This is a genomic window from Brenneria sp. L4-2C (genome assembly GCF_040240335.1).
In the GTDB taxonomy this organism is placed as follows: domain Bacteria; phylum Pseudomonadota; class Gammaproteobacteria; order Enterobacterales; family Enterobacteriaceae; genus Brenneria.
The window spans coordinates 250,395-271,047 of sequence record NZ_JBEIAC010000004.1 but is presented as its reverse complement, the minus strand read 5'-3'; the positions used below and the strand labels follow the sequence as shown (position 1 = coordinate 271,047).

Annotated in this window: 14 protein-coding genes; 5 read left to right on the top strand and 9 right to left on the bottom strand. The window is 51.1% G+C overall.

Annotated features, from left to right (window positions below):
• Positions 1 to 264 precede the first annotated feature (264 nt).
• Positions 265 to 1,767, bottom strand: a complete 1,503-nt coding sequence (gene proP, locus ABRZ26_RS09070) for a glycine betaine/L-proline transporter ProP (protein WP_319603930.1) — start codon at positions 1,765 to 1,767, stop codon at positions 265 to 267.
• Positions 1,768 to 2,106: 339 nt separating this feature from the next.
• Complete coding sequence (gene fusA / locus ABRZ26_RS09065; RefSeq protein ID WP_319603929.1) at positions 2,107 to 4,209, bottom strand: elongation factor G; 2,103 nt, start codon at positions 4,207 to 4,209, stop codon at positions 2,107 to 2,109.
• Positions 4,210 to 4,683: 474 nt separating this feature from the next.
• Between fusA and ABRZ26_RS09060 the strand changes: the two genes are divergently transcribed.
• Positions 4,684 to 6,225 (top strand): carboxylesterase/lipase family protein, encoded by a 1,542-nt coding sequence (locus ABRZ26_RS09060; RefSeq protein WP_319603928.1) that lies wholly within the window; start codon positions 4,684 to 4,686, stop codon positions 6,223 to 6,225.
• A 50-nt stretch (positions 6,226 to 6,275) separates the two neighbouring features.
• Here ABRZ26_RS09060 and ABRZ26_RS09055 read toward each other — a convergent pair whose 3' ends face one another.
• The 4 genes from ABRZ26_RS09055 to ABRZ26_RS09040 form a co-directional block, all read right to left on the bottom strand.
• On the bottom strand, positions 6,276 to 7,232 hold the full coding sequence (locus ABRZ26_RS09055) for an Rpn family recombination-promoting nuclease/putative transposase (protein ID WP_319603927.1): 957 nt from the start codon (positions 7,230 to 7,232) through the stop codon (positions 6,276 to 6,278).
• Positions 7,233 to 7,632: 400 nt separating this feature from the next.
• Positions 7,633 to 9,039 (bottom strand): putrescine aminotransferase, encoded by a 1,407-nt coding sequence (gene ygjG, locus ABRZ26_RS09050; RefSeq protein ID WP_319603926.1) that lies wholly within the window; start codon positions 9,037 to 9,039, stop codon positions 7,633 to 7,635.
• A 365-nt stretch (positions 9,040 to 9,404) separates the two neighbouring features.
• The gene (gene patD, locus ABRZ26_RS09045) at positions 9,405 to 10,829 is read right to left on the bottom strand and encodes an aminobutyraldehyde dehydrogenase (protein ID WP_319603925.1); all 1,425 of its coding nucleotides are present in this window, start codon (positions 10,827 to 10,829) and stop codon (positions 9,405 to 9,407) included.
• 171 nt (positions 10,830 to 11,000) lie between these two features.
• Positions 11,001 to 11,162, bottom strand: coding sequence for a hypothetical protein (locus ABRZ26_RS09040; protein ID WP_319603924.1), 162 nt, complete (start codon positions 11,160 to 11,162; stop codon positions 11,001 to 11,003).
• A gap of 946 nt (positions 11,163 to 12,108) precedes the next feature.
• Between ABRZ26_RS09040 and ABRZ26_RS09035 the strand changes: the two genes are divergently transcribed.
• From ABRZ26_RS09035 to ABRZ26_RS09025, 3 genes are all read left to right on the top strand, one after another.
• A complete protein-coding gene (locus tag ABRZ26_RS09035; protein ID WP_319603923.1) occupies positions 12,109 to 13,449 on the top strand; it encodes an anaerobic C4-dicarboxylate transporter in 1,341 nt (446 codons plus the stop codon).
• Positions 13,450 to 13,814: 365 nt separating this feature from the next.
• Positions 13,815 to 14,435, top strand: coding sequence for a class I SAM-dependent methyltransferase (locus ABRZ26_RS09030; RefSeq protein WP_319603922.1), 621 nt, complete (start codon positions 13,815 to 13,817; stop codon positions 14,433 to 14,435).
• Between the two features lie 147 nt (positions 14,436 to 14,582).
• A complete protein-coding gene (locus ABRZ26_RS09025; RefSeq protein ID WP_413556137.1) occupies positions 14,583 to 14,906 on the top strand; it encodes a DMT family transporter in 324 nt (107 codons plus the stop codon).
• 74 nt (positions 14,907 to 14,980) lie between these two features.
• On the opposite strand, the gene gltP is transcribed toward ABRZ26_RS09025, so the two are convergent.
• From gltP to ABRZ26_RS09010, 3 genes are all read right to left on the bottom strand, one after another.
• Entirely contained in the window at positions 14,981 to 16,306 is a 1,326-nt protein-coding gene (gene gltP / locus ABRZ26_RS09020) for a glutamate/aspartate:proton symporter GltP (RefSeq protein ID WP_319603920.1), read from the bottom strand.
• A 467-nt stretch (positions 16,307 to 16,773) separates the two neighbouring features.
• Positions 16,774 to 17,727 carry an HTH-type transcriptional regulator Cbl gene (cbl, locus tag ABRZ26_RS09015; protein WP_319603919.1) on the bottom strand — a complete coding sequence of 318 codons (954 nt, stop codon included), beginning with the start codon at positions 17,725 to 17,727 and terminating at the stop codon, positions 16,774 to 16,776.
• 389 nt (positions 17,728 to 18,116) lie between these two features.
• Positions 18,117 to 19,061, bottom strand: a complete 945-nt coding sequence (locus ABRZ26_RS09010; protein ID WP_319603918.1) for an AEC family transporter — start codon at positions 19,059 to 19,061, stop codon at positions 18,117 to 18,119.
• 549 nt (positions 19,062 to 19,610) lie between these two features.
• On the opposite strand from ABRZ26_RS09010, the gene ABRZ26_RS09005 reads away from it, so the two are divergent.
• Positions 19,611 to 20,588, top strand: coding sequence for a DMT family transporter (locus tag ABRZ26_RS09005; RefSeq protein ID WP_319603917.1), 978 nt, complete (start codon positions 19,611 to 19,613; stop codon positions 20,586 to 20,588).
• Positions 20,589 to 20,653 lie beyond the last annotated feature (65 nt).

The window sequence follows — 20,653 nt, the reverse complement described above, 5'->3', positions numbered from 1 at the left end:
TGCCGGGTGATACAGGCAGGTTTATGCCGGGTCGGTTTTTTTCTGCGCGCTACGGGCATCATTGCGAACCCTGTTATCAAACGGTAAACATTGGTGTTATGTTATAACATATCCAGTTCTGTTTCCATATCAGGCCGCGTGGTCATCGCCAAAATACAGTGCGCCAAAACGCCAGCCCAACCAACGGCGCAGGAATAAAAAAACGGCCCCTTAGCGACTGGCAACCGTATCCAGCGCTAAGGGGCCGTTCAATGACTCATCGCCTTAATTAATTTTGGGATGCTGGTCGATCAGCGTTTTTCTTTTTGTCTGCAACTCGGCGATTTGCTCATCAATATCTTCTATTTTCTGTTCAATATTGTCGTGATGCTCCTGCAATAGCTCTTTCGCCTCGGCCCGGTCTGAAGCCGCGGGCGTTGCGCCTTTCAACGGTCGGTTCGCCGTTTCTTTCATCGATATCCCGGTGACCAGCCCAATGACGGCTATCACCATCAAATAATAAGCCGGCATATAGAGGTTACCGGTTGATTCCACCAGCCATGCCGCCGCCGTAGGCGTAAAACCGGCGACGAGAACGGAAATATTAAATGAAATGGCCAACGCGCTGTAACGTATATGCGTCGGGAACAGCGCGGGTAAAATAGACGCCATCACGCCGGTAAAAGAGTTAAGCAGCACGGCCAGAATTAACAGTCCGCAAAAAATAAGGCCAATCACGCCGCTGTTAATCAGCATGAAACTCGGGATGGATAACAGGAGAAGACCGATGCTGCCGCAGATAATAAACGGCTTACGTCCGAATTTGTCACTCATTAACCCCATTACCGGCTGGACAAACAGCATACCGAGCATCACGGCGATGATAATCATGACGCCATGGTCTTCCGAATAATGGAGACTGTGTGACAGGTAACTCGGCATATAGGTCAGCAGCATGTAGTAGGTGACGTTGGTGACAATCACCACGCCCACGCACATCAGTAAACCCCGCCACTGTTTGGTGGCAATCTCCCTGAATGACACTTTGGGCGCCGACTGTAAGCTGTCTTTCGATTCTTTATCTAGTTTATCAACATGCTGTTGAAAGGCGGGCGTTTCCTCCAGCGCATGGCGCAAATAGATCCCAATCAGTCCTAAAGGACCGGCAATAAAGAACGGAATACGCCATCCCCACTCGAGGAAATCCGCTTCGCCGACAATCGACGAAATCACCACGACCACGCCCGCGCCTAACACAAAGCCGGCGATCGAACCGAAATCAAGCCAACTGCCTAAAAATCCGCGCTTCCTATCTGGCGAATATTCGGCGACGAATATCGCAGCGCCGGTATATTCCCCGCCGACGGAAAAGCCCTGCGCCAATTTGGCCAGCAGCAATAATATCGGCGCCCAGATGCCTATGGATGCATAAGACGGAATCAAACCGATACAGAACGTACTGACCGCCATAATGATAATGGTTACCGACAAAACTTTCTGCCGGCCAAATTTATCGCCCATCGCGCCGAAGAATACCCCGCCCAACGGTCTGACAAGAAAAGGCACCGAAAAAGTCGCCAGCGCGGCGATCATCTGTACGCCCGGATCCGCGCCGGGGAAAAATACCCGACCGAGCGCATAGGCAACGAAACCATAAACGCCGAAATCGAACCACTCCATCGCATTGCCAAGCGCCGCGGCCGTAATGGCCTTTTTAAGCTTGGCGTCATCAATTATCGTGATGTCCTGTATTTTCATTGGCACACGACGTTTCTTTTTTAATACCATCTATAACTCCATTTGTTTAAAAAACAACCGCCCATTTAAAAACGTCAATGCGCGATTGCAACAATTCTTGCCCAAAATCATTTGATTATAGGATATTTCAAAAATGACGCCCGTTATTCGCAGCGATTGAAAACGACCTGACGATTGCATTGCGGGATAAATAACGGAGTAGTAATTTCATCTTGAAATGACGGAATTGCAGCGTACTGAATAGCGCTATAATAACACAATCAGGGTAACGCGGGGAGGCGGCTAATATTTACCCCGCCTCACGCTCTCAGGTAGTGGGGTTACCCTCACAGCTTCTCCCGGAACAGGGAGAAGCTGGATAGCGGTTATTTAACGTGAACGACGGGCCGCAATAATCTCTTCCGTCACATTGCGCGGCGCTTCCACATAGTGCTTAAACTCCATGGTGTAGGTGGCGCGCCCCTGCGACATCGAGCGCAGCGCGGTGGAATAGCCGAACATTTCAGATAGCGGCACCTCGGCGCGGATAATCCGTCCGGTGATCATCTCTTCCATCCCCTGCACCAGACCGCGGCGAGACGACAGGTCGCCCATGACGCTGCCGGCGTACTCTTCCGGCGTTTCAACCTCAACCTTCATGACCGGCTCCAGGATCACCGGATTGGCGCGTTTGACCGCCTCGCGGAAACCGAAAATCGCCGCCATCTTGAACGCCATTTCCGAAGAGTCCACTTCATGGTAAGAACCGAACGTCAGCGTAACTTTGACGTCGACAATCGGATACCCCGCCAGAACGCCGGTCATCATCGCTTCACGGACGCCCTTTTCCACTGACGGAATAAATTCTCGCGGCACCACCCCGCCCTTGGTCGCATCCTCAAACACAAAACCCTTGCCCGCTTCCTGCGGCTCCACCGTCAGCACCACATGCCCGTACTGACCTTTACCGCCGGACTGCCGGACAAACTTCCCTTCCACATCCGTCACTTTGCTGCGTATCGTTTCGCGGTAGGTCACCTGCGGCCTGCCGATATTGGCGTCCACCCCGAACTCACGCCTCATGCGATCGACGATGATCTCCAGATGCAGTTCCCCCATGCCGGAAATGATGGTCTGACCGGATTCCTCGTCGGTTTTCAGGCGGAATGAGGGATCTTCCGACGCCAGCCGTTGCAGCGCAATCCCCATTTTTTCCTGATCGGCTTTGGTTTTCGGCTCTATCGCCAGCGAAATCACCGGCTCAGGGAATTCCATGCGTTCCAGCGTCAGTATCGCATCCGGATCGCACAGGGTTTCCCCGGTGGTCACCTCCTTCAGACCGACGCAGGCGGCAATGTCCCCGGCTCGGATTTCATCCACCTCATGACGGGCATTGGCATGCATCTGGACGATACGTCCGATGCGCTCTTTCTTGCCCCTTACCGGGTTATACACGCTGTCGCCTTTTTTCAGCACGCCCGAATAGACCCGGATAAACGTCAGTTGGCCGACATAGGGATCGGTCATCAGCTTGAACGCCAGCGCCGCGAACTTATCGTTGTCGTCGGCATGACGCACCGCCACGTTGCCTTTTTCATCAGTCCCGCTGACCGGGGGAATGTCCAGCGGCGACGGCATCAGCTCAATAATGGCGTCCAGCATGCGCTGCACCCCTTTATTTTTAAATGCGCTACCGCACAGCATCGGCTGAATTTCACCGGCAATGGTGCGGATGCGCAGACCAAGCGTGATTTCCTCTTCGCTCAACGCCGCACCCTCCAGATACTTGGTCATTAATTCGTCAGACGCCTCCGCCGCCGCCGTGACCATTTTCTCCCGCCATTCCTGCGCCGTCGGCAACAGGTCATGCGGGATCGCCTCATAGCTAAAGGTCATGCCTTGGGAGGCTTCATCCCAAATGATGGCGCGCATCTTGATCAGGTCGACCACGCCAATAAAATGCTCTTCGCTGCCAATGGGAATAACGATCGGCACTGGATTAGCTTTCAGCCGGTCAATCATCATCTGATAAACACGGAAATAGTTGGCGCCGGGGCGGTCCATTTTGTTGACGAACGCCAGACGCGGCACATGATATTTGTTGGCCTGACGCCACACTGTCTCCGACTGGGGCTGTACGCCGCCGACAGAGTCGTACACCATCACCGCGCCATCCAGCACACGCATGGATCGTTCCACTTCAATCGTGAAATCCACGTGTCCGGGCGTGTCGATAATATTGATCCGATGCTGAGGATAACGGCGATCCATCCCCTGCCAGAAACAGGTCACCGCCGCCGACGTAATGGTAATACCGCGTTCCTGCTCCTGCGCCATCCAGTCGGTGGTCGCCGCGCCATCGTGTACTTCGCCCATTTTGTGACTGACCCCGGTATAAAACAGAATACGTTCCGTGGTGGTGGTTTTACCGGCATCGATATGGGCGGAAATGCCGATATTGCGATAGCGTTCAATGGGGGTTGTACGTGCCATATAACATCCTTAATTAGTTAAACTAATCCTGGGCTGGCAGTTGCCTGTCTGCGGCAGAACTCGGTAGAAATATCGATGAACAATATAGTCCAATTGTACGAGTATGTACGAACTATTACTGCAATCGGTTTTGCCTGATAACCCTCAGTCATGAAAAATGACGCTGCGTCCTACTACCTGATTATTACTGCCCGGAAAAATTTTGCCGCAAAGCGACGACCGTTTATTCCCGCACTCGCCCGCCCCGAAACGCTTCACGGCGCTGGCGTTGAACGTTAAATCCAATGATTTCAAAGGACATAGCGCCATTCCTGTGGTAACCGGAAGAATGAAAGCTGACTCACATATCTAGTCCCTCAATATTGTCACCTCCGGACATGCGCCCTATAAGTAGATTGACCGGGAATGACCGACCGAATAAATAAAGACGAACCTGTCTGACAAATTTTTGGGACTAAAAAAGGACAAACATCGATGAATAAAACGCTCGCGATCGGGCTGATGATTATCTCTTCGCTCTGCCATGCCGCTCTTGCCGGCGAGCCCGAAGTTACGCTAGATAGCGGGCGTATCATCGGCACCACCGCGCAGGGCGTCGATGCTTTCAAAGGCATTCCCTTTGCCGCGCCGCCGGTCGGCGAACTACGCTGGCAACCGCCGCAGCCGGTTGCGCGCTGGACGGACGTGCGTCCGGCGAGCGCATACGGTAAAGATTGCATGCAGGAGCATTTTCCCGGCGATGCCGCTCCGCTTGGCGTCGGATTCAGCGAGGATTGCCTGACGGTTAACGTGTGGCGCCCCGTCAACGCGCATGGACCACTGCCGGTGATGGTGTGGATCTATGGCGGCGGTTTCGTCAACGGCGGTTCATCACCCAGCGTCTATGCCGGTGAAGCGTTTGCACGACAGGGCGTGGTATTCGTCAGCTTCAACTATCGCGTCGGCCGTTTTGGTTTCTTCGCCCATCCCGCCTTGGCCGACCAGCCGCTGCGCGGCAATTACGGCCTGATGGATCAGATTGCGGCGCTGAAATGGGTGCAAAAAAATATCGCTCAATTTAAGGGGGATGCGCAAAACATCACGCTGTTCGGTGAATCCGCCGGCGGGTTCGCCATCCATTCGCTGCTCACCACCGATTTGGCGCAAGGGCTGTTTCACAAGGCTATTATTCAATCGGGCGGCGGCAGACATAATCTGACGATCGCTCAAGACTGGGCCAAAGCGGAGCAAGCCGGGCTGGCGTTTGCGCAAGCCAATGGCATCCGCGGGGAAAAAGAACACGCGCTGGCGGCGTTACGCAGCATTCCGGCGGACAAGGTGGTCAACGGCCTGAATATGGCGACGATGACGTCAGCGGATTACTCCGGCCCGATGCTCGACGGCAAACTGATCGGCGGCGAACCACAGGATCTTTATCGCCAGGGGGCATTTCAGCGCGTACCGCTGATAATTGGCGCAACCGACGCCGATGTCGGCTTTCCTCCCAGGGTGGAAACCCTGGATGAGGCGGTGGCGGTTTTTGCCGCAGCCGATCGCCGACAAGCCAGGCTGGCTTATCGGGACATGACGCCTCAGGCGGTCGCTCAGGCGATTGCCAGCGATACGCTGATGGTTGAGCCTGCGCGTTTTGTCGCCCGCATCTGGGATAAGGCCGGGATTCCGGTATGGCAGTATCGTTTTGGCTATGTCGCGGACAGTATGCGCGCGCAATGGCCGGCCGCGGTGCATGCCAGCGAGATCCCTTATGTGTTTAATACGCTGACCGCGCGCTACGGAGATCGGCTCACGGCAAAGGATCGCGCCGTCGCCCGGCAAATGCAGCAGTACTGGGTGAATTTTGCCCGTACCGGTCGGCCGGATAGCGCCAATCTGCCAGCATGGGAGCGCTATCGCCAGCAACAAGACAACATTCTGATCGTTCCGGCCAACGGCGCGGAACACATCATAGAACAGGCCGACCCGTGGAAAGAGCGCCTGGATAGGGTGGAAAAGCTGGCGCAACCTGAGTCGCATTAACGTTATCACGGTAGGGCGTCGCACTGCGCCAGGAAAAATCGTTTCCCTGATTAATTTTCAGGATCGAATGGAGCCTTACCGGATAACTGCGCCATCTCTTCATCCGAAAGCCGGGTAATCTGCTGAATTTTTTCTCTGTCCATACCGCTTTGCAGCAATTGGCGAGCGATGTGGCAAGCGCTGACTTTCATGCCTTTTTCTATGCCTTTTTCTATGCCGCGCTTTTCTCCCTGCTTCAGCCCTTGCTGGATACCTTTCTCAAAACCAATCTTCTCAAGCTGTTGTGCAATCGTCATGATCTCTTCCTTATCCGCGGATAGCGCGTCAGTCACGGTATCGATAAACTTTGCCGGTCTGGAGGTATTGCCAGTCTGCGCAATATAAAACAACAGCGCCCGTTTCTGCGCCAGCGGCACCTGCCAGCGTTCAAATAATAACCCGATATCCCGCGCCAGTTCCAGCATATCCCTGGTACGAATATGCTTCTGAACCAACTCCAGCAACGCCGCGCGTCGATGCGTTTTAATTTCCTCATCCGGCATGACGGTCAGATCTATCAGCGGGAATGCGTCGCCGTAAATTTGTGCGGCCAACTGCGGATTATCAAAACCATCCAGCCAGCGCAGACTATAGGGATAAGGAGAGCGTTTACCGTGATAAAACAGTAACGGCACCACCAGCGGTAATTGTTTATGTCCCTGTTCCAGATGCTGCTGCATCGCCGCCAGGCAGTAGCGCAACAAGCGAAATGCCATGAGTTTTTCCGGCCTGCTCTGGTGTTCAATAAGGCAATAAATATAGCCTTTCCCCGCGGAGGTATGCAGTGAGTAGAGCACATCCGATACCCTTGAACGCAGCTTGTCATCAATAAATGACGCCGGCTCCAACCGCAATGTGGCGAAATCGCAACGTTCCCTGATGTCCGGCGGTAAATGGATCGACAGGAAATCCCGCGCGACATCAATATCACCGAGAAACTGTTTAAATATCGCATCATGTGTTTGCATCCCCCGCCCTCGCCATCCCTGAGTCCTTGCCCGAGATAGTAGCGGACTAACGACGGGCTAATAGCTGACAGTTGGGAAACTGGAATGCGACGCGAAAGAAAAACGCTGGCGAACGATAACGGCCTCCAGCTAAGCCGGTCTCTTAGTCACACGGTATATGTGAGCTCAGCGCTATTTCGTGCGCCAGAAGGCCGTCATTTCTTACGCCGACGAAAAGCAAAAAAACAAAGAACCAAGAATGAACCCAAGACCAGAATAAACATGGCCTCTAGAGGTTCCTTGGATTTATGTATAAGAAACAGAGCTAAGCAGGGGATTCTGTATGCAAAAAGCCAGTCGGCGTCTGGCTGACTGGCTTTTTGAATGGCATAAGAAAAGGCTGAATATCCGTATCGCTATCTTATTCGACGGCGAATTCCTTGATGTTATTCTCTTCCTGCATCATCGCCTTTAAATTTTTCAACACTTCTCCCGCCTCTTTCAACACCCGAACGCACTGTTCATGGGTAATGGTAAGCGGCGGTTCAATGCGAACGGATTTAGCGTTATTCAGGGTCCCCGCGACCAGAATGTTGCGATGGAAAAGTTCTTTAGCGAACGCATAACCAATCTCGTTTTTCTTGAACTCGATAGCCTGCAACAAACCAAGACCACGAACTTCGGCAATCAATTCCGGGTAGCCGGCGGCCAACTGCTTCAGTCCTTTCAGCAAGAAAGCGCCTTGCTGCGCGGCTTTTTCAGGTAAGTTATCGGTCAACAGGACATTGATGGTCGCCAGCGCCGCCGAACAAGCCAGCGGATTGCCGCCAAAGGTTGTGGTGTGCAGGAACGGATTTTCAAACAGTACGGAGAAGACCTCTTCCGTCGCCACCGTCGCGCCGATGGGCATCACTCCGCCGCCCAACGCTTTAGCCAGACAAAGAATATCGGGCTGAACGCCATAATGCTCACAGGCAAACATCTTGCCCGTCCGCCCCATGCCGGTCTGCACTTCGTCCAGAATCAGCAATGCCCCAACCTCATCACATAATGCTCTGACTGCAGGTAAGTAATTATCCGGTGGCACAATTACGCCGCCTTCCCCTTGAATGGGTTCAAGGATGATGGCGGCAACGTCATCTCCGGTCTTCTGGCATTGATGAACCTGCTTCCTCATAGCGCTGATATCGCCAAAAGGAACATGGTGAAAACCAGGAATCAACGGCATGAAAGGACGACGAAACTCAGCCTTGGCGGTAGCGGACAGCGCACCGAGCGACTTACCGTGAAACGCGCCCGACGCGGCGATAAACGTATATTTACCGCGTTTGGACTGATAAGCCTTGGCCAGTTTCAGCGCCGCTTCAACCGATTCCGTTCCGCTGTTGCTGAAAAAACTGTATTTAAGATTGCCCGGCGTTAATGCCGCCAGCGTTTTAGCCAACATGGCCCGTAGCGGGTCGAGAAGTTCCTGACTATGCAGCGGTTGCTTGGCAAGCTGCTGCTCTACCGCGGCGATAACGGTGGGATTGCGGTGACCAACGCTGAAGATGCCAAAGCCGCCCAGACAGTCCAGATATTCATTTCCCTGGGTATCGACTAACGTATTCGGGCCGCTGGCGCGCCATTCAACCGCGCCATACTCGCCCCCGGAGGTGACGGATTTTCTGTATTCAAGAAAACCTGGATTGACGTATTCACGAAAAGAAGTTAGAACATCGCGATTTAATGCCGCCACCTCATCGGTGGTTAAGTTTTCGCTTTTAATCCAATGCAATGCCTGCTGAGTACACTCTAGCGGGTTGAGGTTTGACGTTGATCTGGACAAAATGCGCTCCTTTATAACTGATATCACGCGATATCAGTTTAATTAATGCACATAACACGCCAGTAAGCAGCCCCGAAAGCTAATAAAAGATTAAAACCTGATATGGCTTACAAAAGCGAAATAAAAAGACAAATAAAAATTAACCATCAGAATTAAAAGCTAATAGAGGGCTTGTTTTTAGAAAATAAACCGATAAACACCCTTTATTTGCACCACAAAAGCTCACATCGCCCCACAATAGTGCAATCACACCATCAGGATGCAGCGTTCGCGCGCGGGAAATATAAGCAGGTGGGGAAGACTGACTCACGCCGCATTACCGCGGTGAAAACGCAGGTCATGCGGCGTTGTACGCTCAGACGGGACTAATGTCGGATCATGATATGGCGAACAAGGGTGTAATCCTCCAGGCCGTATATCGACATATCTTTTCCGTAGCCGGATAGTTTCTGTCCGCCGTGCGGCATTTCACTGACCAGCATAAAATGGGTATTCACCCAGGTGCAGCCATATTGCAAGTTGGCCGCCAGACGATGCGCACGGCCGATATCCCTGGTCCACACGGATGACGCCAGCCCATAGTTGGAATCATTAGCCCAACCAATCACCTGCTCTTCGTCATCGAACGGGGTGATGGAAACCACCGGACCAAAAACCTCTTTCTGGACGATCTCATCTTCCTGACGGGCGCCGGCCAGCACGGTCGGCTGGAAATAATACCCTTTTCCTTCTCTTTTCTTACCGCCCGTTACCACGGTGATATGCGCCTGCGCGCGGGCTCTTTCGACAAAACCAGCGACCCTTGCCAATTGCGCTTCGGTAATCAACGGTCCCAGTTCGGTGTTTTCATCCATCGGATCGCCCATATTCAGCGTAGACGCCGCCTTACCCAGTTCAGTCACGACCCGATCATAAACGCCGCGCTGGACATAAAGGCGACAGGCGGCGGTACAGTCCTGACCGGCGTTATAAAAACCAAAACTACGAATGCCGTCAACCACTTGTTCGATATCCGCGTCGTCAAAAACGATGACCGGCGCTTTACCGCCCAGCTCCATATGCGTGCGTTTAACGCTGGATGCCGTGTTGGAAATAATATTCACGCCCGTGGCGATCGACCCGGTCAGGGAGACCATGCGCACCTTTTCGTGGCCGGTAAGCGCGTTGCCCACGCCGGCGCCGTTGCCGAACAGGATATTCAGTACGCCGGCAGGCAGAATATCCGCCAGCAAATGGGCCAGGTAAAGGGCGGTCAAAGGCGTTTGTTCCGCCGGCTTCAGCACTACGCAGTTACCGGCGGCCAGCGCCGGCGCCAGTTTCCAGGACACCATCATCAATGGGTAGTTCCACGGGGCGATAGACGCCACCACGCCGACCGGATCGCGCCGGATCATTGAGGTATGCCCCTCAAGGTATTCGCCCGCCGCCGAACCGCTCAGACAACGCGCCGCGCCGGCGAAAAACCGGAACACATCGGCAACGGCCGGTATTTCGTCATTCAGCACCGCATGATAGGGTTTACCGCAGTTAAGGGATTCCAGTCGGGCAAACTCCGCGGCATGTTCCTCGATCACATCGGCAATTTTTAATAATAAGGCGGCGCGATCTTTGGGCGTCGTTTTTCCCCACTGCGCGAATGCCGCATCGGCGGCTTTCACCGCGGCATCAACCTGATGTAGGTCGGCCTGCGCTATCAATGCGATTTGCTCTCCATTTGCGGGATTAAAAACCGCCAGCACGTCCCCCTGACCCGCAACTTGTTTACCATCTATGAGCAATTTATCGTGCATAACACTTCCCTTATAAACAGAAAATCAGTGGTTTTTTACGCGTTACTGGTTCTTCACTTATAAAAGACACATGCAAAATATCGGCCACTTTACGCTGTATAAAATACCCGCGGCTCGTCAGTTAATATCAACAACGCGACCTTTCGTTCATCATGAGACGATGCGGTATCGCTAACGTTTCTGTTCAGCCTCTTTTTTCGCGTCCGTCACCGCCTTTTTCGCCTTTTCAGCCAACGCGGCCACCTCTTCTTCGGTCAGCTTATCCGCCGCCTCACGCATTTTCGCCAGCCCTTCGCTGACAGTGGCATCTTTTTGGGGATCGGATTTAGTCATGTTTGATTTCCTGATAGACAATGGATTGAGGAATGTTCAGATAAGTGTAGTCCATTGCCGCCGGAAATCAGACGGCGGGCAACGATAACAGACGGAGATTCACGCGCCTGACAGATTAGAATAATCAGCCCTACGCAATCAAAACGATGCTCTATCGACTCGCCAGCTATTTTAACCATGACTAAGCGATGCCTGTAAAAAATAGCCCCTTTCATTTTTTCAAGTTACGGTGCCGGTTGTCCATGCCTCGTTTTATACCAATCTAATTCCCTCATAGATTTTATACGCCAATAAAAACTTAGCGCCAAATCGGCATAAGCAATTTTATTTTTAAACTAATGCAACCGGCAATTCAGATCGGTTTATTTTCAAAATCCCATTTTTAAAAAAAGAAAATCTCGGCTTGGAAAACATCATTAGATAAAAACAGCTTAAAATAACCTGGTTATTATCATTAATTGGAATATTGAAAAAAAACGATAATTGACATTTTCGCCCGGCAAACAGCCCTTTCATCTAAAATAAAAAATCAAATAAAAATCAATAAACTAAAAAAAATCAACCACAAAAAAACGCTTAACCTCAAAAAAATAAAGGTTATTTATCAAAAAAATAAAACCGAGAAAGTCATAACAGAGAACCAACCAACAACAAAAAAATAACAATGGAGTGATAGATTTTTAATATTTAAAACCCTGTTCAATATGAATATAATCCATTGATTTTCAATTCATATTAAAAAACTAAAGTCATAATTAAAAAACTAAATAAACCAAAGAGAGATGATTATTGAGAGCTAGTTCTTCTATTTTGAATAAAATACTGAAAGATAAAAAATAGTAGACTCAGATCAAAAAAATAAAGCGCAAACGCCCCATATAGTACCCGTGACGAAGGTAAGACAACTTTATTAATTAACCCGTCACTTCGAGCAATGGGGTATATAATGGATTTTATCATTCAATTAGTCATTGTCCTGATCTGCCTTTTTTATGGGGCAAGAAAAGGTGGGATAGCTCTGGGATTATTAGGCGGTATCGGGCTCGTTATTCTGGTATTTGTATTCAAGCTCCAGCCAGGCAGACCGCCTATTGACGTTATGCTGGTCATCATCGCTGTGGTGGCGGCATCGGCTACGCTTCAGGCCTCAGGCGGTCTGGATGTGATGTTGCAGATCGCTGAGCGTCTGCTGCGGCGTAATCCCAGATATGTTTCGATTATCGCGCCGTTCGTTACCTGTATCTTGACCATCCTGTGCGGTACCGGCCATGTGGTTTATACCATCCTGCCGATTATTTACGATGTCGCCATCAAGAATAATATCCGTCCGGAAAGACCCATGGCCGCCAGCTCCATCGGCGCGCAGATGGGGGTTATCGCCAGTCCGGTATCGGTAGCCGTTGTGTCGCTGGTGGCGATGCTGGCTAACTTTACCTTCCACGGCAAACACCTGGAGTTCCTCGACCTGCTGTCGATTACCATTCCGTCAACCTTGTTGGGTATTCTGGCCATTGGTATCTTTAGCTGGTTCCGCGGTAAAGATTTGGATAAGGATCCGGAGTTTCAGAAATTTATCTCTGTTCCGGAAAACAAGGAATATGTGTATGGCGATACCGCGACGCTGCTGGACAAAAAACTGCCGCGCAGCAACTGGGTCGCCATGTGGATCTTTTTGACCGCCATTGCCGCCGTCGCCATTCTGGGCGCGGTATCCGAATTGCGTCCGCATTTCGGCGGTAAGCCCTTATCCATGGTGCTGGTTATTCAGATGTTTATGCTGTTGGCTGGCGCAATCATCATTATCGCCACCAAAACCAACGCGGCTTCCATCTCGAAAAACGAGGTGTTCCGCTCCGGTATGATCGCCATCGTCGCCGTTTATGGGGTTGCCTGGATGGCGGAAACCATGTTCGGCGCGCATCTGGAAGAGATTAAATCCACGCTGGGTACGCTGGTATCACAGTACCCGTGGGCCTACGCGATTATTCTGCTGCTGGTGTCGAAATTCGTTAACTCTCAGGCCGCCGCTTTAGCCGCTATTGTGCCGATTGCATTGGCGATCGGCATCAACCCGGCTTATATCGTCGCCTCCGCGCCCGCTTGTTACGGTTACTACATTCTGCCGACCTACCCAAGCGACCTGGCCGCCATTCAGTTCGACCGCTCAGGTACAACAAAAATCGGCCGTTTTGTTATTAACCACAGCTTCATCCTGCCGGGCTTAATCGGGGTGTTTACATCCTGCGTATTCGGCTGGGTGTTTGCCGGTTTGTACGGCTTCCTCTAATTACCACTTCTGTATGACAAGACCGTTCGGAAAACCGGACGGTCTTTTGTTTTACTTGATTAGGAACAGAATGCTTACATTTCCTCTAATAATCATTTATCTCCAAAAATAAGTGATTACACTCATTCTCCATTTGCCTATTCCCTTTCACATGACCGATCTATAAACGGCTTATTATCTTGCTCCCATTACCTATAGCAGGGTGACTTTTCCCTGCGTGCGGCGTTTAATGATCTAAGCGGCGATAATATTCGCAATCGCGACAGCCGCAATAATCCAGAGCAATGTAATTACCCAGTGAAATTTATTTTTAATAAAAATAATGATGATTAGTCTTATTATCAGAAGACAACAAGGGGGAATAGATGACGAATCCGTGGCAAAAGGTTTCCTTGTCCGATTATGAATCACATATGCAACTGCCGGACGTTGGGCAGCTACAGGCGTTGAACAACATTATGCGCCACCAGTTCAATGATTTTCCTGTAAAAACATTATGTATACTTGGCGTGGCCGGCGGTAACGGACTGGAACATATTGACGGCAAGTCGATTGAAAAAGCGTATGGCGTGGATATCAACGAAGACTACCTGAAAAACTGCCGGCAGCGTTATCGCCATATGGGCGATACGCTGAGGCTGTTAAACCTCGATCTGACCCGGCCGGACACACAGCTCCCCGCGGTGGATTTAGTTGTCGCCAATCTGCTTATTGAATATATCGGATTAGAGGTATTTTGCGCCAGGTTGCAAAATCATCCAGCCCAATATGTCTCCTGCGTGATTCAAAAAAATAACGACGATGGTTTTGTATCCGCATCACCCTATCAGGATGCCTTCGTTGATATCTCACAGGTGTATCATCAGATCAATGAAGAAACCACCACTGCCGCCATGGCGGCGATCGGCTTTTCATTAAAAGCGAAAGCTATTACGGTATTACCGAATCGGAAACAACTGATAACGTTGGATTTCCAGCGCCGGTAAGCCCGCCCGGTGGGCAGATGGAAGACATTGCCCGCCCGGATGGTTGATGAGAGAATGTCTGCCGCAGTTTCCCGGCGAGTTGAGCCGCAGTGAAACAAAGTCGGTTATTTTGCAAAATGGTGGTAAAAAAATATGAGTAATGGAGGCATGATTTTTCTTGCCGTAGCCATTGTGATGGAAGTGATTGCAACGACCTGTCTGAAAGCGTCTGAGGGTTTTAGCCGTTTGTTGCCCAGTATCATCACCGTTGTCTGTTATGGACTCTCATTCTGGTGCCTTTCCATCACCATGAAGACGTTACCGATAGGGATAATTTATGCTATCTGGTCTGGCGTCGGTATTGTACTCATCGGCGCCGTCGGGTGGTTATTCTACGGTCAGAAACTGGATTTACCCGCACTCATCGGTTTAGGCATGATTATCGGCGGCGTTGTGGTGGTAAACGTTTTTTCATCCTCGGTCAGCCACTAGGCGAAGCGAGACAATTCACCCCGGGAGGCGTAACTACGCCAACCTCATCCCGGGGTTCTGTATAACGCCGGCGTTTAAAAACCTTCCTTTTGTTGCACGGGTTCGCTGCCGACGTGTCTTAACTCACGCTCATATTGCCGCGCTTTTTTCTCGTCGAACTGCCCTTCCCATTTGGCAATCACCAGCACCGCCAGCGCATTGCCGACCACGTTCAGCGCGGTGCGCGCCATATCCAGAATACGGTCCACGCCGGCGATAAACGCCAGACCTTCCAACGGGATCCCCACGCTGCCCAGCGTCGCCAGCAGCACAACGAAGGAGACGCCCGGCACGCCGGCAATCCCTTTCGAGGTCAGCATCAGGGTCACGACCAGCACGATTTCCTGGCCGATCGACAACTCGATGCCATACAGTTGCGCGATAAAGATCGCCGCAATACTCTGATAAAGCGTGGAACCATCCAGATTGAACGAATAGCCGGTCGGCACGACAAAGCTGGTGATCGATTTCGGCGCGCCGTAGGCTTCCATCTTCTCAATGATGCTCGGCAACACCGTTTCTGAGCTGGCGGTGGAATAAGCGAGGATCAGTTCATCTTTCAGGATGCGAATCAGCGTGATAACGCGCAGTTTGCACACACGGGCAATCGCGCCCAGCACCACCAGGGCAAAAAACAGTATCGCGACATAGACCAGCACAACCAGTTTCGCCAGCGGTAATAATGAGGCGAAACCAAAATTGGCCACCGTAACGGAAATCAGGGCAAATACGCCGACAGGCGCATAACGCATGATCATGTGCGTAACTTTGAACATGCTCTCCGAAACGCCGCGAAACACCTTCAGCAGCGGCTCACGGTGCTCTTTTGGCAAAGAAGAGAGCCCCAGGCCAAACAATACCGAGAAGAAAATGATCGGTAGCATCTCCCCATTGACCATAGCGGAAAAAATGTTCGATGGGATTAAGGACAACACGGTGCCAACCAGGCTATGGGAACCATTTTGCACATGTTCGGTGGTTTTCTCATATTGAGAAATATCAACAGCCGTCAGGATCGACATGTCAATCCCCGCGCCCGGTTGAAACACGTTCGCTAACGTAATCCCCAATATAATGGCCAGCGTGGTGACAATTTCAAAATAGATAATGGTCTTAAAACCAAGCCGTCCTAACTTCTTGGCATCACCGACACCGGCAATCCCCACAATCAGCGTCGCGATAACAATCGGCACGACGATCATCTTAATCAGCCGGATAAAAATATCGCCGGCAGGGCTGAGAATATTGCTGACAAGCCATTGCCGGTTTTCAGGTTGATCGTGCAATACCGCGCCAAGCGCGATACCCAGGATTAACGCAATAAGAATTTGCCAGGCCAGGCTGATTTTCTGTATTTTCATAGAGCTCTTCCTTTCAAAACTCCTCGCCGGGAACGAACGACGATAGCGCAAATTTCAGCTCAAATTGAGCCGTAAAGTAAGCGTGGAGGTGACGAATATCGGGTATGTTTGATGGGCGGCAGGCGAAAATTTTCTCGATGCCAGTACACAAGGATGAATCACATAGTTATTCAATAAAAGCGCACAAGTATTTGTATCTAAAAACAAAACACCAAACATATGTTATTGTTATGCCGAGGGATGCTACTATCCCGCCACGGTGAGATCAAGTGGATTGTTCATAAGCAAAGCCATAATTATGCTAATGGAATGCATTTGCGCGACGATTTGGTCGCGGTAGAAAACAAGCGTGAAAAAGCGCGACCAGCCAGAAATGTTCTGGCTGGTTAATCAGTTATCTTAACGGATTGCCGGGGATACCCATGCGATATCCCGCAAGAGGCCGGGGGAAGAAACAGGCGGAAAAATTAAATCTGGAAATCGATAACGCTCTCATCATTCTCTGCAAATACCCGCTCTTTAATCTCCGCCTGCGACAGTTCGGTGTTACATAGCTGGATAAATTTCCAGGCGTAGTTACGTTGTAACTGATTCTTTTTTAATCCCAGCCAGACGGTATTCGCCTCAAACAGATGTTCAGCGCTCAGGCGCACCAGCCCTTTGTCCCGAACCGGATCGTAAGCCTTATCGGCCAAAATCCCGACTCCGAGTCCCAACTCCACATAGGTTTTGATGACATCCGAATCCTGGGCGGTCAGCGTAATGTCCGGCTCCATCCCCACCGCCTGGAAGGCGTGATCCACGCGGGAGCGTCCGGTAATGCCCTGACGATAGGTAATCAACGGCACGGCGTTAAGCATATCCAGCGTCACAATCTGTTCCCGAGCCAGCGGATGCGCCTCCGGCACCACGATCGCATGGTGCCAGCGGTAATAAGGAAAAGCCGCCAGCGAGGGATCGTTCATCAGCCGTTCGCTGGCAATGCCGATATCGGCTTCCCCTGAATGCAGCATGGCGACGATTTCATCCGGCGTTCCCTGATTCAGCACCAGACGTACCTGAGGATAAAGTTCACGAAACGCCATAATCACTTGAGGCAGACTGTAACGAGCCTGAGTATGAGTGGTGGCGATCACCAGTTGCCCGGTATCATTGTTGGTGAACACATTCGCCAGACGGCGAATGGTGCTGGCGTCATTCAGGATCCTGTCGGCCACCGTCAACAACGCTTTACCTGGTTCCGTCATTCCCAGCAAACGTTTACCGCGTCGGACAAAAATTTCAATCCCCAACTCCTCTTCCAGCTCGCGGATATGACGACTCACGCCGGATTGGGAAGTAAACAGGCTATTCGCCACCTCGGTCAGGTTGTAATTGCACCGCGCTGATTCACGAATAATCTTCAATTGCTGGAAATTCACCTTGCACTCCATCACCATTGCCCGAAACATGTAATAGAGATACGAAGGAATAATACCCAGGACAAATAAGTAAATGGATTTGTTTATATTTTTTTATACTAAAGCCATCTCCCAAATGCATTTCCAACGGTAACTCAGCGCCATCAACAATAAAAACACATAAAATTCAATTAATTACAAATACAACACAAAGACAATGGTTTTTGACCGCGCGCGACCGTTAAATCTTTTTGCCATGAATTATAAGATTTACATCTATAGATTATCTCGCTCTCACGGGATCAAAGGGCCGTGCGGCGGATTTAAAATCGCACGCGACGGCAAGAAGAGGAGTGACCCGACGCCGCTTGAGCGCCGGGCGATATCTGCATTTTTCCATCCGCCCCGCGCTACGTCATCATAAAGATCACCACGCCTTCAGTGAAAATCCCGACGGCGGTTCCCACCAGTATCGCCGAGGAAGCGGATTCAACATAAGTATCGCTGCGTATCGCAAACATGCCGGCGGCGATAGCGGACGGCGTCGCGCCGATAATCACCACCTGCTGCATCAGGCTGGGGCTGAGCCCGAAAGCAATGCCGGCTGCGGCCATAATGGCTGGCTGTACCAGATTTTTCAGGCTGATGTTGGTCAGGGTATGCAGATTAAATTTCGGGTTTTCGCCATAAAACAGCAGGCCAAGCGCAAACAGAGAAATGCCGCCGGCAGTTTTACCCATCATATCAATCGACGAATACAACAGCGCCGGAATTTTGACGCCCAACAGGCTGAGCGTCACGCCCAGAATCGGGATCCACACGATCGGATTGCGAGCGGCCTTATACAGATTGCTCATGATCATGATGCCCAAGCTCTCCTGACGCTCGGCATTGCCGCCGTTATCGCCCATACGGATAAGCACAATCGTCAACGGGATCATAAACACGCTGGTGATCAGGTTGCCGATCAATACGCCAAGAAACCCTTCGGGTCCGATTAGCACCGCCAACACCGGCGCGCCGAAATAAGCCATATCGGGAAAGGCGCAGACAAGCGACTGAATCGCGCTGGTCTTGATATCGTGGCGAAAAACTAATCGGGAAATACACAGTGTCAGTAGATAAGCGCCCATCAGACCGATAAACAACACGGCCACAAAAGAGAAATTCTTTATTTTATCAGGGTCGGTATTCAAGGCGCCGATAAACAAATGCAACGGCAAGGCAAAACGGATAACGACCGTCGCCAATACGCCGGCATCATCCCGTTTCATATAATTTAATTTCCCACTCAACCATCCCATCAGCATAATAAATACCAATGGAAATAAGGACGATAATAATAATGAAGACATGAAAACAATACCTTTTATCTGTGTTATAAGATAAAGGCGTTTTTATCTTATTTATTATCTCCTCATTGTGATTATCGTCACATGATTTTTTATATTTAATTTTCAATAATTAATAAATACAAAACAAACTAATATAACAAATTAATAAAAATTAAAACTCATATAATAATTAATATACCCTGAATAATTTCAACCTTGCGGAACCCGGTAATCGCGGGATGAATTCGGTGAAACGCATTTGAGCTTTTATACAGAATATCTCTACCTCATTGAATCCGCCGAATAATTGAAGTTATTTTCATCTTATTTAAACAATCATCGTCCAATTCGCTATTTCCCACGGATGCCAATAAAATAAAGGAACGCCGAAGAGTCATATCGCGGAAAGCGAGCGTAAAAACCGCTGACTGAGATTGTCAAAAAAACGCCGCCTGTCTGTCATGCCGTAGCGTTAAACGGGTATACTCGCCATATTGCATGCGCGTTGCCGCACTCGGTCGTCCGATGGTCACAATACAGGCGCGATTCAAATAACAAACAGGTTTAATCATGCTAACCGGTATTCTTTTTGCCCTTTCCGCGGGATTAATGTGGGGATTAGTCTTTGTCGGCCCTCTGCTGGTGCCTGAATATCCCGCCGCGCTGCAATCAACGGGACGCTATCTGGCGTTCGGCCTGATCGCATTACCGCTGGCCTGGCTGGATCGACGCCGGCTAAGTCGGCTAACCCGTCAGGACTGGTGGGAGGCGGCCAAACTCACCACCGTCGGCAATCTGCTTTACTACTTCTTTCTCGCCAGCGCCATTCAGCGCACCGGCGCGCCGGTGTCAACCATGATTATCGGCACGTTGCCCGTGGCGATCGCGGTAACGGCGAATCTGCTCTACAGCCAACGCGACGGCCGGGTTTTATGGCGCCAACTGATACCGGCGCTGATGCTGATTGCCGTAGGACTCGTTTGCGTCAATATTGCCGAACTGCAATCCTTAACGGTGACGCTGGATGTCTGGCGCTATGTCAGCGGCATTATTCTGGCGTTTATATCCGTGATCTGCTGGACCTGGTATCCGCTGCGCAACGCCCGCTGGCTGCGCGCGCATGCCGATCTGCCGCCGACGACCTGGGCGACGGCACAGGGCGTAGCCACGCTGCCGATCGCCTTGCTCGGTTATATGTTGGTATGCGGCCATCTTGCTTTGACCGACAGCGCGTTCGCCCTGCCGCTTGGCCCTCATCCTGAGGTGTTCATTCCCCTGATGATCGCCATCGGGCTGTTTTGCTCATGGCTGGGCACCCTATGCTGGAATGAAGCCAGCCAACGTCTGCCAACCGTGCTAATCGGTCCGCTGATTGTATTCGAAACGCTGGCGGCGCTATGTTACGCCTTTATCCTGCGTCAAACCTGGCCGCCGTTGCTGACCTTGACCGGCATCGTCTGTCTGGTGACTGGCGTAATTTATGCGATGCGCATCAAACCCCAGCCGGTGGCGGCGGCGGTATCAGCGTCGCTTCCCGCGGGAAAATAGGCAGGCTCGGCTATTTAGCGCCCAGGCCGGCGCTAAAAATGGGCGACGTCGACCCGATCAACGAA

Excerpts from the sequence above, each read along its gene's own strand:
- ABRZ26_RS09060 (WP_319603928.1), top strand. The coding sequence starts at position 4,684 with ATGAATAAAACGCTCGCGATCGGGCTGATGATTATCTCTTCGCTCTGC.
- ABRZ26_RS09035 (WP_319603923.1), top strand. The coding sequence starts at position 12,109 with ATGGATTTTATCATTCAATTAGTCATTGTCCTGATCTGCCTTTTTTAT.
- patD (WP_319603925.1), bottom strand. The coding sequence starts at position 10,829 with ATGCACGATAAATTGCTCATAGATGGTAAACAAGTTGCGGGTCAGGGG.
- fusA (WP_319603929.1), bottom strand. The coding sequence starts at position 4,209 with ATGGCACGTACAACCCCCATTGAACGCTATCGCAATATCGGCATTTCC.
- proP (WP_319603930.1), bottom strand. The coding sequence starts at position 1,767 with ATGGTATTAAAAAAGAAACGTCGTGTGCCAATGAAAATACAGGACATC.
- ABRZ26_RS09010 (WP_319603918.1), bottom strand. The coding sequence starts at position 19,061 with ATGTCTTCATTATTATTATCGTCCTTATTTCCATTGGTATTTATTATG.
- ABRZ26_RS09030 (WP_319603922.1), top strand. The coding sequence starts at position 13,815 with ATGACGAATCCGTGGCAAAAGGTTTCCTTGTCCGATTATGAATCACAT.
- ABRZ26_RS09025 (WP_413556137.1), top strand. The coding sequence starts at position 14,583 with ATGATTTTTCTTGCCGTAGCCATTGTGATGGAAGTGATTGCAACGACC.
- ABRZ26_RS09055 (WP_319603927.1), bottom strand. The coding sequence starts at position 7,232 with ATGCAAACACATGATGCGATATTTAAACAGTTTCTCGGTGATATTGAT.
- ABRZ26_RS09040 (WP_319603924.1), bottom strand. The coding sequence starts at position 11,162 with ATGACTAAATCCGATCCCCAAAAAGATGCCACTGTCAGCGAAGGGCTG.
- gltP (WP_319603920.1), bottom strand. The coding sequence starts at position 16,306 with ATGAAAATACAGAAAATCAGCCTGGCCTGGCAAATTCTTATTGCGTTA.
- ABRZ26_RS09005 (WP_319603917.1), top strand. The coding sequence starts at position 19,611 with ATGCTAACCGGTATTCTTTTTGCCCTTTCCGCGGGATTAATGTGGGGA.